The following is a 16,162-nucleotide window of genomic DNA, read 5'->3' as shown; positions in this document are numbered from 1 at the left end:
ATTGCGGCGTTTAGCAAGGATCTACTCGTATGTTCGTTCTTCAGTGTTTCAATCCCCTTCTACTCCGAAATTCGGGGGTATCTCTCCCGCATGAAATCCAAGAAAACTTCGGACACTGGAGTCAACTGCCTGTCCTTCTTCCATACAACTCCGACCGTAAGCTCACTTGGAGAGTCTTCGATTGCTACCCAAGCCATCGGGTAATTACTAACGCCTAACGTCTTAGGCAATAAAGAGACCCCTAGACCCGCTGATACCAATCCTGCGACCATATCCAATTCGTCCACACGATATACAGTGTTTGGTTCGACACTAGAATTAGCCAACATATCCTCAACTGTAAAGCTTAACGCGCAAGATGGTTTCAACCCGACATAAGGTTCCCCACCGAGCTCTTCCAAGCGGATGCTGCTCCTGTTCGCCCAAGGATGCTGTAGAGGCACAGCCAGATAAAGTTCGGATTTACCTATTAGATGCCAATGGAACCCCTCATTAACAGATTCCCACGTTGTTATCCCAAAGTCGCAGTCGTTATTGGAAATTCGCAAAACCAGCTCATCCAACGTGCATTGGTTCAATTCGAAGCGGATATCCGCGTATCGATCACGGAATGCACCAAGCATACCAGGGAAGAGTTCCGCACCAAGAATATGAGGAAAACCTATGGATAGAATTCCCGACCATGGGTTGATTTGATTCGCAATCTCTTGCTTGGCTTTCTCGATCTCCCTCAATGCCGTCTGTGCCCGCTCCAAGAAGAGTTGTCCATAACGGTTCAACACGAGATTGCGTCCTCGCCGTTCAAATAACTCCACGCCAAATTCCTTCTCCAATGTAGCGATAGAACGACTTAACGCAGGCTGTGTGAGGGACAGTTCTTTCGCCGTATTCGTCATATGTTGCGACTTCGCTACCGCGATGAAATATTCAATCTGCTGCCACTCCATAACTTCCCCTCCCTTTAAACAGATAACAAAAAGTCATTAATTATATAACTATTATAAATTAGACGTATGGATGAAACAAGATTAGGATTACACGTAGTACTACATCTACTTAAAGGGGGACAACTACTATGGAAACTTATCGAGCTCTAACCGTAGATTGGGAAGGATCGAACTTAAAATCGGATATCCGCGAGTATTCCATGGACGATCTGCCTAGTGGAGAGGTAACGATACGAGTTGCCTATTCCAGCATTAATTACAAAGATGGTTTAAGTACGATACCAGGAGCTGGCATCATAAGTCAGTATCCACACGTTCCCGGTATCGATCTTGCAGGCACGGTGGTCACTTCGTCAGATCCCGCTTTCCAAGAAGGGGATGAAGTTCTTATTACCGGATACGGCCTTGGGGCATCCCATCCAGGCGGGTTTAGCGAGTTCGCGCGTGTACCCGCAGCGTGGGTCGTGCCCATGCCGCCCGGCCTGACCGCGAAGTCCGCTATGGCTATCGGTACCGCAGGATTCACTGCCGCTCTATCCGTGCACCGCATGGAGGAGAATGGCTTGAAACCGAATCAGGGCCCTATACTAGTGAGCGGAGCCACCGGAGGCGTCGGAAGCTGGGCTGTAACCATGCTTGCGCAGTCGGGCTATGAGGTGACAGCAAGCACCCGGAAGAGTTCCGAGATCGAATATTTGAAGAAACTCGGTGCACGGGAGACGATCTCTCCAGCGGAGTTGGAAATACCAGAAGCGAAGTCTCTCTATAGGGAACGTTGGGCGGGAGCTGTAGATCCCGTGGGCGGACCTTACCTGACACACATCTTGAATTCGGTCCGATATGGCGGATCCGTTACACTTAGTGGCTTCACGGGAGGATCAGAATTGGTTTCCACGGTTCTCCCTTTTATCTTACGAGGCGTTAATTTGCTCGGTATCGATTCGGTATTGTGCCCCATGGACGTTCGACGAGCAGTGTGGAACAGAATCGCCACCGAATGGAAGCCAGATGAAGTTCTTCTAGACTCTATCGTGAAGGAGATTTCGCTCTCCGAGCTTCCAGAAGCGATCACTCAAGTGCTACAAGGACGAATGCGCGGACGTTCCATCGTCGCACTGTCCTAATCGACTGTCATTCAACAATACGGAATAATGCATTGGAGGAGAGAAGTTATATGACAACCATTCGCAAAGAAATAGCGGTTAATGTCTCACCCGAACACGTATGGGATGCCGTTAGAGATGTCGGTGCATTCCATCTTCGTCTTGTCCCAGGCTACACAGAGAACACGCTTTTAGAGGGTAATGTGAGAACGCTGATTTTACCTAACGGAGATTCTGTTCGAGAATTAATAGTAGCCGTTGATGACAATGAACGCCGTATGGTCTTCGCAGTTAAGGAAGGACGAATGCCGCTTCTTCATCACAACGCCTCATTCCAGGTATTCTCAAACGAAACAAATAGCAGCACTCTCGTTTGGACAACTGATTTTCTTCCTGAGGAACTAGGCAAAATGATTCAAGATCAAGTAGATCGCGTTTCAGAAGTTATGAAACATACAATCGAAGCCGCGGCAAAGAAGGAAAGTCAGCATTCAGACTGATAGATGTCTCTCGAATTTCTGGGGGCTTGCCCCTGCACCCCCAAAACCGAAAGAACCCCCTCAGCCATACGGCCTAAAGGGGTTCTTTCCGTTACTTCGCGGTGACTAGTACCGGATATACGCCTCATGATAGCTCTCCTTCAACCCCCGCTTGCGAATCTTGATCTCCAATACTCGCTGCTTATAGGTCACATTGGCGGTTCTCGGCAGCACTAATGTTGGCACCTTTACGATTCGATTCTTATTATTCGTGAATCCTGTCAGCTTAATTTGATTCGATTTGACGAACACCTGGAGTGATCTCGGATCTTCTTCCTTCGCAATTTTCACCTTAACGATGACATGCTCATGTGTTTCAAAAATCTCTGTACCGATAGTTCCAGAAGATGAAATGCCGGCATCCATGCCTGGCATCGCTTTTTTCAGCATGTCCTGTACATATCCTTCAGCCCACGTCATATTATCTAGAAAGGTCTGCCCTTTTTCAGCGAATGGCAGCTTCTGTCCAAGAAACTTTTCAACCTGTTCCCACTTCAGCCAAGGATGGCGATTAAATCCGCTCAAGCCTATCACCTCATTTTGCTAACAGTATATGTGCCTACGTCCCGATGTGACACCCTTCAGAAAATTCAGAGCACCTCTAGGCGGATACCTCATATACTGTAGGTGTGATAACGCAAGGGGGATCGGATTATGCCAGCTATCGTCGGGAATGTGAAAATTATTAGTGTCGGTTCCAGTTCTGTCGTTCATTTCGGCGATTCCTTTATTATTTCTCCAACTAGCTCTTCCAAGACCTTTGCTGGAGCTGGTTCATTCAACACCGGGGATTTCCCGCGTGTCTATAATACGTACAGCACGACGGTCACTAATGATTCTGACTTCATTGATGCGAATGCGAGCGGCAATATCCTCTGACAATCGTCAGCCTAGAGCGAGGTGTTCCACGGAAATGAACTGGACCATCCATCAAACCATTATGATTCAGCAGCTAAAAGTAAACTCTGTCGCCAACTCATCCGTCCTCCAAATTGGCACAGCGGGATCGATTCGTTCCTTATCTAATCTATACAATACAGGCGGTTTCGTAGAGCCTGCCCCTGAACTCGGTACAAGTGAAGTTAATCCTGTAGCCCTTGTTCCTCTGCCAGCACCGACATAAGGCTTCGAGATTAGCCAGGCAGTCTTTTGAAGTGATCCGGAAGGAGGTACACGTTCATATGAATAATGCGATCACGTGGCAGCAATGGGCCCAGCAGATCAACGCCTGTCTCGAAATGCAGAAACAGCGCATCGAGAAATTAGAGCAAACCGTAACTAAGCTGCAGGCGGATCTGAAAGCCCTGAAGGATGAGAAACGTATTCACATTGATAAAATAGAATATAATTTCGATCAGCTTAAAGTTGAAAAGCTCGATGGGACGCTCACGATCGGCATCAGTCCGAGCGCGATGGATCAGATCGAAGATTTAAGCGTGAATGGAAACTCCCTGAACAAGGAGACTAACGGAGGCGGTATGGCTCCGATGGATATGAATCCTTTTTACCAAGGCGGGCAATATCAGGGGACAGGAGCGAACGACGGAATCGGAGCGGGTCAAGAAGCCATGCGCGGAACAACTGCTAAGCAAGGCAAAGACATTGGGGCAGATGTGGCTAGCGGCATTGAGCAGTATCTACAGTTTGGCATACAGGGCGATATCAACAACCTTGAACATAAATATCAGCATCCACTCGATGAGGATTACAAAGATTTAATCATCGATGATATTCGCAAACAGCTGGATACGCGCATTCAACATTATGTGAATCAATACCGCGGCGTTGGGTTCAAAGAACCTTTGGAGGCTGTGACCAACAACATTATGGACAAAACAAAGCAGGACATCCTCACAGCGATTGAGACTTACATATCCAGTCTACCTAAATAAAATGGCTGCGCCGAGATCAACATTTTTGAGGAAAGAAGGGCTAAAGATGTTTCATTTACATGTAGAAAATAAACAAATCTGTGTTGGCGATATCCGTATCGTCGGGGTTTCCAGTGCGTCCGTTTTCTTGATTGGGGATACAGAGGTCATCTCCTTGTCCTCGATGTTTGACACGCCACCAGAATCGGTCATCATCTCACCTTTCGTTCCACTTCCTTCGGAGGGATAGCGATGGCACGACTATCGATTGTTGGCAACATTTATATCAATAGCATAGGCTCATCAAGCACGATGCATGCGGGAGATAATAGGTATACCGCTCTGCAGAACCGAGTTTTTGCCGTACAACGCGAAGTGCCTATTTATTATGGAAATGAAGGCAGCTTTGCGGCTTATCCTTTCTATCAGCGACCTTTTCCCGTTCCTCAGCCTCCTGAACCTTTCACAATGTGTGTGGATAACTTAGGAAGTTATATAACGGTTCGTAATATTCGATTACTCGGGGTTGCGGCATCGTCGCTTTTTCAAATTGGCAGCAATCGCGTCACGACAGCCGAAACCCGTATCAAAAATATTCGCCAATTCGTGACGGACAAACCAGGTCCAAAAGGTCAAAAGACGTTCGTCTACACAGGGACAGATGATACCATTGGCGATATTCAACCCCATCCGGGTCCGACAGCAACGGCTGAGAAAAAGCCCCCACGTATAGTGTTCGTCACACAACAACAGCAGTCTAAACCAACGTAAGGGACAGTACATTGAGCTAAGCCGGCCATCGCGGATAGGTACAACTGGACAAAGATGCGATAATACACTTATTTCCGGCATCTGCCCCTTAAAAGTAGGGAATACGTGCAAAAAGGCATCTTTTTACACCTAAAATCGCAAAATTGAGGTTCCGAGGCGGAAATAGTTGCTTATTTGCAACTATTTCGGTAGTGAGCGGTCGATTCGGTGAAAAAGGTTGCTCGTATGCACTTTTGCATGCTTCGCTCGTGGATATTGCAAAAGAAAAAGGGCCCTCGCCACACTGGCTCAGGCCCTTTTCTCTATTGCGTGAGCAGCGGCTGCGCGCGGCTTAGCAGCGCAGCCATCTGCGCCCGCGTCAAAGACGCGAGCGGGCGGAACGTGCCGCCGTCGAAGCCGTCGACAAGGCCCCTGCTGCTCATCGCAGCAATGGCCTCTGCCGACCAGCTGGCCGCTGGCACGTCCGTGAAGGGCTTCACCAAGCCGCTAAGCACCGGCGTGGTCAGCTTTAAGGCGCGGGAGAGCAGCACACTCATCTGCTCCCGCGTCATGCTCTGATCGGGCGCGAAGCGATCCTCGCTGATGCCTTGCATCAGCCCGTTCTGCTGCGCGAGCCCGATCGCCTGCGACGCCCAGTGGGTCGCAGGCACATCTTTGAACGCGGCGCTGTTAGCAACCGCCGCCGCGCGCTCTAACCCAAGCGCGCGGACGATAATCGTCGCGGCTTCCGCCCTTGTGAGCGCCGCGTCGGGCACGAAGGTGTCTGCGGCTGTGCCGAGCATCCAGCCGCGATTCGCGGCGTTCAGAACATCGGCTTGTGCCCAGTGTTTTTGCACATCCGTGAAGTAAAAACCATCCGCCCACAGCTGATAGTAACTCCAAGTATCGTCAGCTTCTTGGTTCAAGCTCCAGCTGCCAGTTCCTTTCAGCTGGTATTTCCCTACTAACTTCAGCTTAGCTTTCATCGATTGCTCGTTATCGAACCACACGGTATACGTACCAGCTGTTAGCTCTTTACCGTTCACGGTTGCTTTCGCATCCGTTGATCCAATCGTAAAAGTGGCAACGGGCGACTGGCTTGCCTCATCGTAACGGACTGTACCGTGATATTGATCCACCAGTTTTTGAACACTTCTAGCAGCGATCCCTGCCCCATCGGATGCAGGATCTTGGTTCCAATAGCGGCCATATAACGGCATGCCTAGCACGATTTTATTCGCCGGCGCTTGAGTCAACGCATACTGAATGGATTTCTCGACGAAGGGCAGACTAGCAACAGGACCCGGTGTAGGATCGCCAGGATAGCTCTCATCATAAGTCATGACCATCAGGTAATCACTAACCGCTGCTAATGCTTTGTAATCATACAGACCGATCCAGTTCGCCACCGAACCTGTCGGGTTCGCAGCGACAGCAACAGAAACCTCCATTGTGCTCGGTAGTTTCGCGCTCAGCATTTTAACGAAATCCGTATATTCATCCCGATATGCTGCCCCTACATTTTCAATATCCAATTGGATACCATCCAGCTGATTAGCTTTGATACTTGCAACAAGTTCTTTAACTAGTGTTTCGCGTTCCTCAATCCCTTTTTCACCAAGCGCTCTATCGAAATCGTTACTTAGAAAAGGGACAACCCGCTTCCCTTGCCTATGCATCTCCGTTATGAAGGAAGCTTGCAGATCTGTGACTTCTAAATGACCATCTTCGGTTATATGATAATAACTCGGCGACACCACGTCTAAGGTATCTCCGCTCTTATTGACTTGTGACGTATAGGTGCTTGGAGCTCCACTGAACAAGTAGGACATATTGAACTTCCCCTGAGCCGTTGTAGCCCCTGCATAAACCTCATTTTGGTACACAAAACTAACCTGACACATCGCACCGACGACGACTAGGGCCACAACAAGCCTTCGCCATCCACGTTTGGATTTCATCTTGTCTCATCCCCTATTCGATTCGTTATGATTCCTTCTATCATCCTAGAAAACTACCAGAATCGCTACGAGTAAATACTGGGGATACGTCAAAAAACCTTTATGGCAGTGTGTTTCCACGCTGCCATAAAGGTCGAACAAACTAGTTACTCTTTGTCTAAAGCTTGAATCAAACGATGAATCATCGCGGCTGCTTCTGCGCGAGTTGCATTAGCTTGCGGTAGGAACTTGCCTGCTTCATCCCCTTGGATAATACCCAGGTTGACAGCAGCGTTCACTCCTACAATTGCCCAATCCGCAATATGAGTTTGATCTGCGAATGATTTATTTGCCGTCTGATTGGCCTGCTTCACCAACCGTGAAATCACAACAGCCAGCTCTTGTCGGCTAATTGCTGCATCAGGACGGAATTGTCCATTTGCGCCTTGGAAGATACCTGCTTTCTCTACAGCCGCTACGGCATCCGCATACCAAGCATCTGCTGATACATCTGAGAAGGAAGATACTGTATCTGATTTCTTTAATTGCAGCATTTGTGCAAACAATTTGGCAATTTGCCCACGTGTCGTTGTACCTGCAGGATCAAATTCCGTATCCGTAATACCATCTACGATGTGATGAGACACTAGATATCGAATATCTTGAATTGCCCAGTGACTAGCCACATCTGTAAATTTGCGTTCGAATGCAGCCAATCCAAATGTTCCTGATGCAGAGAACGATACATTGATTTCTCTTCCCAGGTAGTTTGGCATACCATTAATAAATTCGTATGCACCTAGTAACTCAGGTTCATTCGAAGGCGTAGCTGAAAGCCGCAAGGTCAATGGCTCAGCAGTTGCAAGCTCTTCTTTCTTGCCGTTATTCTTCTTGCCCAAGCTAACTTGCAGCGTTTGGCTTGAAGCTGTATAACCGGCAGGATAAGTCACTTTACTCGGTTGCAATACAAGTTCCAACGTTTCGTCGTCTTTCAAAACAAACGCTTTGGCTGGAATCTTAACCTCAGCATCTTTGTGCTGCAACTTGACGGTGTAACCTTTGGATTGAATCGCATTCCATACATTCCCTCTGACGAGAAGTGTGTCTTGTTTGTCAGCCAGCGCTACAATCACTTCGTTGTTAGCCACGGATTTGTTTAACATAACGTAATCAAGTTCTACTTCATTAGAAGCAACGGAGCTTCCACCACCGCCGCCACCGCCAGTTACAACCGGTGTTTTCGAAGTTTCCGTATTGAACGTATAGCTTGTGTCAGCTACGAGTACGTTGCTGCCGCTATAGTCAAACAAACTACCTTTGATGATCACTTGATATGTGGACCCTGACGCAAGCGCAGTGCGCGGTTTCAGTGTCAGCTTCTTGCTTAATTTCTTAGAGTCATCTTCAATAAACCAACCACTCTGATTATTGCCATCCAGCAACTGGGCATCTCGCAATGATAAATCTTCTTTATACCCCTTCATGTGCTGGTACTCAAAGGTAATATCAATCGCGGTCTTACGCTCTCCGTCGACCTTCACAAGCTGAATAACATCCCCATTCAAACTCGTTTCATCCATTGGACGATCAAAGACAATATCCACATTTGAACTTACATTAACATTTTGGGCATCGTTCGTAGGTGTAATAGATGCAATTTCTGGTGTTGTTGTACGAACTAGCGGTACATTCAACTGTGTTTCTGCTGGTGGTACAACTACCGTACGGGACGTATAGTCTTCGTAGCCTGCTTTGCTAAATAATACACGCCAGTTACCTTGCATGACATCCCAACCGTAGCGACCTTCCACATCCGTGGTTTGCGGGTTGATTTGACCATAATTGTCGGCATCCCAGCTGCTCCATTGTGTGTTATTTTGCTGTTGTACGACAGCTGTCACACCAGACACGCGGTTATCCATACTGCCTTCAAATACATAGCCAGATGGATCGATAAGAACGATAACTTCCATCAAAGGTACAGTAACACTGATCCCATCCTTTACATAAGTGAGCGTAAGCATTTGCTCACCGTAGGAGCTCCAGCCATATGGCACTTCGCCTGTAAAGGTTTTCCCGTCACTGCCTTTGGCCAGTTGATACGTGCTTCCAATAAAGGAAATGGATGCCTCTTTAACAGCCTCTTTGAATACAACTTTGGTTGAAATCGGTGTTTTCTCCGTTACCGCAAATGTAGCTACCGAAACTTTCGGATTCAACTTCACATCTACGTTCCAACCCGCTGTAATTCTAGCTTCTTCAATCCCCGGTACGCCAGACTTATACTTCACATTCACAGCTTCCGAAGATTGCGTTTGATTATTTTCTACCACTTGCGCAGTCAGTCGAAGTTCAGCTTCATCCGTATCAGCGGCTACTGGTAATACAACATCCGCATACCACCAACGACCTTCAGCTGTCACACGTCCCAAACTTATGGACCCTGCATAAATTTCCACCGTGGAACCTGGCTTTGTCGACCCATATACTTTGATCTTCTTATCCCCAGTTACTGCTGGTGCATTCAACGTCACATACAAGACATTTGAAGTAGCGATCTGTGTTGGCTCTTCTTTGTTTCCGTTAACGACTGGGTAAACAATTGTCCGAATTGCGGCTTCATCCGCTTGCTCAACGAGAGCCTTAAAGGTAATCTCACCGCTTCCCCCTGCAATAACGTCTCCGGACGTAATTTCAAGAACGCCATTTGTAGCTGTTGCATGTACTAATTTGCCGTTCAATTCTACAGAACCATTAACCAACTTCACATTAGACGGTAGTTCAAAATGCCATGTCGTGCTGCCCGATGGCGTTGTACCATTATTTTTATATTTCAAACTGTAGCTAAATTCTTTCCCTAATACCACTGTAGCCACAGACGGAGCAAAGCTATTCCCTTCTCCGAAGAAGTGTCCACCTTGAGACTGTAGAACGATGGTTCGTTGATCTGCGCTAGTTGAGAGATTACTCACATAGCTCGGGTAACCATCCAATGACGCAGAGAAGTTGTATGCTCCTGCAGACAAGCCACGGATTTTGAAATAACCATCCGCATCTGTTCTTGCCCATCCGCTGTTCTTGCTATTACTTGCAAATACACTCACATATTTCAATGGGCGATTGTCTTTATCGACGACTTTCCCGTGTATGAATTGATCATTCTCCAGCGTAATCACCGGAATTTGATGATCCGTCACCTGTTGCATCGCTGAGTTATCCGTAAATCCAACAGCGTGCACCGAAATCTGAATTTGATTCGTTTCACCCAATCGATCTAGCCTGTAGACACCATCTGCATCCGTACGCGCATAGGCGTAAGAAGATCCGGCATAAGCAGATACATCTGCCCCTCCTACTGGACGGCCAGCTTCATCTACAATTCGACCGGTATATACAACCGATGGCTGAAGTGCAACTTCAAGCGTCGATGTTCCTGTAGCAACCGATACCTGAGTCTTGTTCACAGGTTGTAGACCAGGTATGGATACGTTAAGTGTGTAGTCATTTGCAGCAGCAATTCCCGGAAGTGTTAGCGTGCCATAATATCCGTATACTTTTTGCGTAACCGTTGGATCTGCACCTTCCAGCACAAGCACCGGATTCGGCACATAGACACGTTCCGATACGGTCATCGGTTGATTATAACCGTAGAGATAGCCTGACTCCCAACCTAATGACTGAGCAGTTGTGGAACTGTAAAGATAATACGATTCCAACTGACTCTTTTCAGCCCCCTCTGGCATGAAGAGCTTTAACGTAACATTGGCTATTTCTTTAATTTTTTTGGCAACTGAGATCGTTACCGGATTCGTAATGTAATTGGAAACGTCATCTACGTTAAATGTTGTTTCCGTTTTTTCATATAAACTATCACCAGTAATGGAAATGTTGTAACTGCCTGGCTTTAATCGCTTAAGCTCCGAATCACCAGAGTAGGTCACGAAATAACCATCCTGTCCGATATACCCTTCTTTGTTGACAGAGCCTGTGATAGAAACGTGCAGCGATCTAGCTACAGGCACTTGTGTTCCTTGTTCTAACAAACGAAGCTTCACGTTCTGCATCACTGGCAATTTAACAATAAGACCTGTCTGTTTAACGCCAAGCTCAGTTGTAATTCCCTGAATCACATCCAAGTAGCTCTCGGTGTTACTTTTCACATTACTTTTAACGGAACCTGCTGGCAGACCCTCTGCCGTAAAATTCCCGTTCTCATCCACATTTGCTCTTACGTACTGGCCATCAATGATAAATTCTATGACTGGTTTGGCTGTGACGGCTGCATCGCGCTGCTTAATGGTACCTGCCAGCGTTGCGCCAACTTTCTTATTTAACTCTACTTTCTTCTCATCCGAGTTCGTTCCGTCTCTCGTCAAAAATGCTTTAACCGAAACAACCTCGGTCACACCCGCTTTAATCTCAAATGCACCTGTATACTTGCCTTGCCCAGGAGTCAGAACGACCTCTTCGGTGAAAGTTTCCGTACCGGTTTTCTTGAACGAAACCACCGCTTTCGCACTAATTCCTTCCCCGATCGATCCGGTCAATTCGATAGGCAATTGGCTGCCAATTTTGAGAAACCCTGCTGAGCTTTGCACGGCGGATGCTTTCACATCCAGCTGCGATACAGCGAATGCTGGAACAGTGAAATGAATAATGCTGGATTCCGTGCTGATGCCCTTACTATTTACCGCAACGACCTTAAGATCGTAAGTTTTGCCAGGTTGTGCCTCAGCATACGTGAAGGTTGTGCCTGTAACATTGCCTTTGATTTTAACCAAAGTTTGCCCTTGCTCTGCCGCATAAATATCATAATACGATGCTCCAGAAACAGCCTCCCAAGTCAACTTCAGTCCTTGACCAGCGAAAGTTGCTTTCGGATCTGGCTTGCCAGGAGGAGCATTCGGATCACCTGCGGAGTAAGACTGAGAAATTACGATTTCTTGTCCAGGCCCGATAGGTAATTGGTAGGTTAAGAGATAATTGCCGTTTTTGTTGGGAACTTCTGCATAAATCGATTCTGAATAGGAAGAATCCGATTTTAATACAACATTGCCGCTCTCATCTTTAATGGTAAGCATCCCCGGGACGGAATTATAGTTGGCGTACCCTCCGTCATCATAAAGGCCTTTCCCTATAATTGCGGTGCTAAACGTTTGATCTTTCTTGCCTTGCTTCACGAATACTTGATTAAGACTCAAGTCGCCAGCTTTGATGATGGCCGATGTGTAAAGCGCCGTCCGATCAGGATTCGTATAGTCATACGCCTGGATTGGACCGAAAACGCCTTGAATATCATCACTAAAGCTCAAGCTAGTCGCCTGTGAGTAAGCTCTTCGTTCCGTACTCCATATATAGCGCCACGGCGTTTCATAGTCCGCTTTCTTAATTCGAGAAAACTGGAAGCGATATTCCCCTGGCGTTGTATATAATTTCGTTAGCTTATTCTCTTCTGTTGTAGAGCTGGATGGCACGCTAGATGAGTAAGTATAATTGGATTTCAACACACTGACCATTTCGAAAGGGACTGTGGTTTGACCATTCTTCAATTCCACCGTAATGAGGCTGTTTGCCAAGTCTGCAAAACTTACGACATTCTCCACTTGTGCCGGAATCGTAACCGACTTATTGTAGTGGTACGCATTAGTTGAACCATCTGTACCGACCAGCGATGCGTCCAACGTAATTTGCGAACTAAACAATACACCTGGAACTGAGAATGATGCTTGGTCATTCAAGCCTTGTATAGGTAGAGATACTACCACATTTTTCATTTGGGTAATCGATGTTCCGTCCATTGAAAATTCCGTTCGAACAAGCCCAGTTTGCAGCGGCAGCGATTGTAAATTCTGCATTTGTGCGCCTGTGAAAGTTTGGTCTACCAGATAACTGGCAGTCGGCTTCCCTGTCATACTCGTAATTAGAAATGCAGCCATGATTCGGTATTGCCGCTGTGGATTAATCTCATTATAAAATTCAAGATTGCCGCCAGACATTGTGGAACTAGCTGTCACACGACTGTCGTCGAGTTCAAGAATTACCGCTCTACTTAGAATACTTGTTGAATAACCAGAAGGTAACTGAACTCCAATCGACTTTGCGCTACTGCTTTGTCCAATCTGAATGGTCTGATTCAAGGATAAAGATACGACATCGGTAGGAAACAACTGTCTATTCAATTTCAGAAGATAGGTGCCTTGAGCAACATTATCTATTTGAATTTGATTTGAGTTTTGTCTCGTTACTGAGATAGTTTTCAGAATTGTACCATTCTGACTAAGCTGATACTCCAACACGGGGTCATTCCAAGCAAGCGCTTGTACATTGCCATTTGGATCGATACCAGTCCCTGTGCTGTTGAGCGAAGACCTGACTGGTGTTCCGTTCGTATCTAACGTCTCATTCCATAGTCCGTTACCTTGCATAGACGTGCTGGAAACACCCGTTGATACGTTATCTACGTATTGCAATTGGTTATTGTATTTGTCAAAGTAATAAGCATATGTATAGTAACTGTTATTTCCACTGCCGCTAACATAATTGACTGTACCCTTAAATGCTCTGTCCAGTTGAAGAACCATGTCTTCAGTAAAAGACATATTGCCTCTTGAAAACATATACCTCGTATTATCTTTTAAGACGCTGAAATTAACGCTGCCTAACAGGCCTTTGCTAACATAGCCTACTGGAGCCTGGAAGCTGGATCCGAGGTTTTGCAAGCCAATCGATACCCCTGAGTTATCATAACCTGTCGGTGGTGTAACCTTGACCGTCTCACCGTCGAAAGAGAAGGATTGCCCGCTTTGCACATCAGCAGGAATGCTTGTCTCTAACAAATACGTTTCTGAATAATTGGGTGTCACTAGAGATGCATATGCCTTAAAGGCTGCGTTGGAAGCTACCCATGCTGTCACTTTCCCCTGTTCATTGAATGAACGGGTATACATAGGATAGGATACTTTATCTGTCTTGCCATAAATATCTGTAGGCATCAGTATCAAATTACCTGTTGCCGCCTTACTATGTGTAAATGTTAGTTTCTTTAATTGGTCTTTGCCGAAAGTTAGGTTGCTTATATCTCCACCGATAAAGCTATAGTGGTAAACAATACTTTCACCAGCGGAAGATGTTCCTCTCACTTGAAGCTCATATTGCTTCCCTTGTAAAATAAACGCATTCGGGATGAAAAACTCCCCGTTACGAACCTTGGTCGTGAATGTCTGGTTCGTATAATACTGCTGTACCCCGTTTGAGGAATAGTGCATGTAGGCATAGAGATACACATCTCCATTTTGCATAGGTGCCCCCGTGTCATTCTCGACCTGGGCAATCACACCATTGACTTCCTGTACTTCTGCGAAAGCTGGTAAGCTGCTGCCAAACAACAACACAATGGCAAGTGCAAGCTGTAACCAACGCAATGACGCCTTTTTACTCATTTCCTTCCAACCCTTCCTCATACATAATTTAACAAAACTTCTAGTATTTCGACTTCCATCTTACTAAACAAGGAATTACAATAGCATTACACGTTAGCACTTTAGACACATTAAGGAGTTTGTCATGCGTCCTATTCCTGATTTTTTCGATTCCGGTCCCCCTTCAAACAGACTAGAAGGACCTAAACAAACCGTCGTGCTTATTCATGGATTAGGGTTGAATAGCGCATTATGGGCAACTTTGACGCCCTTTTTGTATGATAAATACTACATCACTACTTATGACTTGCCAGGGCATGGGAATAACCCTATGCACTCGCTCCCCATCACTTGGCCAGATTTATGCGACCAGTTCGTCGCTTTTATGGATAGTAACCGATTAGACACCGTTCATCTCATTGGCCATGGTCTTGGTGCCAATCTCGCTGTTAAAGTAGCTGGCCGAGTCCCGTTACGCATACAATCGCTCAGCTTGCTCGCCTTGCCAGGATTTATTCCATCCGAATATTTAAAACAAGGAATTGAAGATAGAATCAAGCTAATGCTAAGCAGTGACCGCACCCGCTTTATTACACAAATCTTGCCTGCGTTGACGGTTCAACATGAGTCCGATGACGTACGCTCACATATCTCTCGAGCCTATCAAGATGTTCATAAAGGGAGCTATCTTCAACTCTTACAGTTATTCCGTGACAACGATACGATTACTGATTTAAAGAGTTTGAGTACGCCTACCATCCTTTTGGGAGGAGAGCAAGATCCCGTTTATACGCCTGTGCTCTCAGCCATAAGTGCCAGCTATATTCCACAAGGACGCTTCCAGGTCATTTCCGGCGCCGCGAACCTTATTTTCCTAGATCAGCCGAAGTGGACAGCTTATTGGATTTGTAAACATATCGACACGTTGTCTTCAATTTCCAAGGACACAGACAACACGCTGCCCGATACTACGATTTCCTTGCATAAAGTCATTCAATCTGGACAGCATCTCTTGCAGAGTGGACCAGAACTAGACATTCAATTCCTGCATTCATTCCGAATTTGTGTTAATGGCGTTGAGCTTCCTACAGGCTGGAACAAACGTCTCGCCAAGCAATTGCTGCTGTATTTGTTGCTCTTCCCCAATGCAACTCGACAACAAATGTACGACGATTTATGGCCGAATTACGAACTGAAGAAAGCGCAAAACTACTTGCGTGTCTGCTTAAGTCATTTAAAATCATTGCTTGAGCAGCATTCCGAGGGGACAGAATTTCTGCGTATTGACCGCGAACATATCACTCTGCAAGGGAATATACGCTGTGATTTGCTCGACTTGATCCATAACTTGAAAGTAGCAATGGATGAACAGAATATAGAAGTGAAGGCAGCTTATATTCTTCAGATATGGGATAACCTCCCTCGTCATCTTCTATCAGGTTACATCGACGATTGGATCCTCGGAACCAGAGACAAAATAGAGTGGCAGCTCACAGCTCTAGCACGCTGGCTAGATGAAAATGGGAGTGACGCTAGCATTCCCATCCATTTCAATCATGCAGCAATACGAAGTTTCCTGATTGAGCATGAATAA

The 16,162-nt window shown here is 46.3% G+C and carries 12 protein-coding genes; 8 read left to right on the top strand and 4 right to left on the bottom strand.

From position 1 onward, the window contains the following. Nucleotides 1-59 precede the first annotated feature (59 nt). The gene (locus AC58PV_RS16265; protein WP_497433263.1) at nt 60-947 is read right to left on the bottom strand and encodes a LysR family transcriptional regulator; all 888 of its coding nucleotides are present in this window, start codon (nt 945-947) and stop codon (nt 60-62) included. Nucleotides 948-1,075: 128 nt separating this feature from the next. Here AC58PV_RS16265 and AC58PV_RS16260 point away from each other — a divergent pair, with 128 nt between their 5' ends. Together AC58PV_RS16260 and AC58PV_RS16255 are read left to right on the top strand one after the other, a co-directional pair. Further along, nucleotides 1,076-2,071, top strand: coding sequence for an acrylyl-CoA reductase family protein (locus tag AC58PV_RS16260; protein ID WP_497433262.1), 996 nt, complete (start codon nt 1,076-1,078; stop codon nt 2,069-2,071). 50 nt (nt 2,072-2,121) lie between these two features. After that, the gene (locus tag AC58PV_RS16255; RefSeq protein WP_497433261.1) at nt 2,122-2,550 is read left to right on the top strand and encodes an SRPBCC family protein; all 429 of its coding nucleotides are present in this window, start codon (nt 2,122-2,124) and stop codon (nt 2,548-2,550) included. A gap of 105 nt (nt 2,551-2,655) precedes the next feature. Here the strand turns inward: AC58PV_RS16255 and AC58PV_RS16250 are convergent, their stop codons facing one another. Continuing rightward, entirely contained in the window at nt 2,656-3,114 is a 459-nt protein-coding gene (locus AC58PV_RS16250) for an Hsp20/alpha crystallin family protein (protein WP_497433260.1), read from the bottom strand. A 129-nt stretch (nt 3,115-3,243) separates the two neighbouring features. On the opposite strand from AC58PV_RS16250, the gene AC58PV_RS16245 reads away from it, so the two are divergent. The 5 genes from AC58PV_RS16245 to AC58PV_RS16225 are packed head-to-tail and all read left to right on the top strand — an operon-like array spanning nt 3,244 to nt 5,231. Continuing rightward, complete coding sequence (locus AC58PV_RS16245) at nt 3,244-3,468, top strand: spore germination protein (protein ID WP_056610720.1); 225 nt, start codon at nt 3,244-3,246, stop codon at nt 3,466-3,468. Nucleotides 3,469-3,502: 34 nt separating this feature from the next. Then, nucleotides 3,503-3,712 (top strand): spore germination protein GerPB, encoded by a 210-nt coding sequence (locus tag AC58PV_RS16240; protein WP_173118046.1) that lies wholly within the window; start codon nt 3,503-3,505, stop codon nt 3,710-3,712. 58 nt (nt 3,713-3,770) lie between these two features. After that, the gene (gerPC, locus tag AC58PV_RS16235) at nt 3,771-4,481 is read left to right on the top strand and encodes a spore germination protein GerPC (RefSeq protein ID WP_497433259.1); all 711 of its coding nucleotides are present in this window, start codon (nt 3,771-3,773) and stop codon (nt 4,479-4,481) included. A 46-nt stretch (nt 4,482-4,527) separates the two neighbouring features. After that, entirely contained in the window at nt 4,528-4,710 is a 183-nt protein-coding gene (locus tag AC58PV_RS16230) for a spore germination protein GerPD (protein ID WP_068665790.1), read from the top strand. 2 nt (nt 4,711-4,712) lie between these two features. After that, nucleotides 4,713-5,231 carry a spore germination protein GerPE gene (locus tag AC58PV_RS16225; RefSeq protein WP_497433258.1) on the top strand — a complete coding sequence of 173 codons (519 nt, stop codon included), beginning with the start codon at nt 4,713-4,715 and terminating at the stop codon, nt 5,229-5,231. Nucleotides 5,232-5,533: 302 nt separating this feature from the next. Here AC58PV_RS16225 and AC58PV_RS16220 read toward each other — a convergent pair whose 3' ends face one another. Further along, the gene (locus AC58PV_RS16220; RefSeq protein ID WP_497433257.1) at nt 5,534-7,171 is read right to left on the bottom strand and encodes an S-layer homology domain-containing protein; all 1,638 of its coding nucleotides are present in this window, start codon (nt 7,169-7,171) and stop codon (nt 5,534-5,536) included. Nucleotides 7,172-7,317: 146 nt separating this feature from the next. After that, nucleotides 7,318-14,589, bottom strand: a complete 7,272-nt coding sequence (locus AC58PV_RS16215; RefSeq protein WP_497433256.1) for an S-layer homology domain-containing protein — start codon at nt 14,587-14,589, stop codon at nt 7,318-7,320. A gap of 124 nt (nt 14,590-14,713) precedes the next feature. On the opposite strand from AC58PV_RS16215, the gene AC58PV_RS16210 reads away from it, so the two are divergent. Continuing rightward, nucleotides 14,714-16,162 (top strand): alpha/beta fold hydrolase, encoded by a 1,449-nt coding sequence (locus tag AC58PV_RS16210; protein ID WP_497433255.1) that lies wholly within the window; start codon nt 14,714-14,716, stop codon nt 16,160-16,162.

The sequence above is a fragment of the Paenibacillus sp. J22FR83 genome (genome assembly GCF_059691955.1).
The sequence above is the reverse complement of the archived record's forward strand: the minus strand, read 5'-3'. Positions and strand labels throughout refer to the sequence as shown.

What these genes read in the sequence shown, in the direction of transcription:
- AC58PV_RS16265 (WP_497433263.1), bottom strand. Translation starts at nt 947, where the DNA reads ATGGAGTGGCAGCAGATTGAATATTTCATCGCGGTAGCGAAGTCGCAA.
- AC58PV_RS16260 (WP_497433262.1), top strand. Translation starts at nt 1,076, where the DNA reads ATGGAAACTTATCGAGCTCTAACCGTAGATTGGGAAGGATCGAACTTA.
- AC58PV_RS16255 (WP_497433261.1), top strand. Translation starts at nt 2,122, where the DNA reads ATGACAACCATTCGCAAAGAAATAGCGGTTAATGTCTCACCCGAACAC.
- AC58PV_RS16245 (WP_056610720.1), top strand. Translation starts at nt 3,244, where the DNA reads ATGCCAGCTATCGTCGGGAATGTGAAAATTATTAGTGTCGGTTCCAGT.
- AC58PV_RS16240 (WP_173118046.1), top strand. Translation starts at nt 3,503, where the DNA reads ATGAACTGGACCATCCATCAAACCATTATGATTCAGCAGCTAAAAGTA.
- gerPC (WP_497433259.1), top strand. Translation starts at nt 3,771, where the DNA reads ATGAATAATGCGATCACGTGGCAGCAATGGGCCCAGCAGATCAACGCC.
- AC58PV_RS16230 (WP_068665790.1), top strand. Translation starts at nt 4,528, where the DNA reads ATGTTTCATTTACATGTAGAAAATAAACAAATCTGTGTTGGCGATATC.
- AC58PV_RS16225 (WP_497433258.1), top strand. Translation starts at nt 4,713, where the DNA reads ATGGCACGACTATCGATTGTTGGCAACATTTATATCAATAGCATAGGC.
- AC58PV_RS16220 (WP_497433257.1), bottom strand. Translation starts at nt 7,171, where the DNA reads ATGAAATCCAAACGTGGATGGCGAAGGCTTGTTGTGGCCCTAGTCGTC.
- AC58PV_RS16215 (WP_497433256.1), bottom strand. Translation starts at nt 14,589, where the DNA reads ATGAGTAAAAAGGCGTCATTGCGTTGGTTACAGCTTGCACTTGCCATT.
- AC58PV_RS16210 (WP_497433255.1), top strand. Translation starts at nt 14,714, where the DNA reads ATGCGTCCTATTCCTGATTTTTTCGATTCCGGTCCCCCTTCAAACAGA.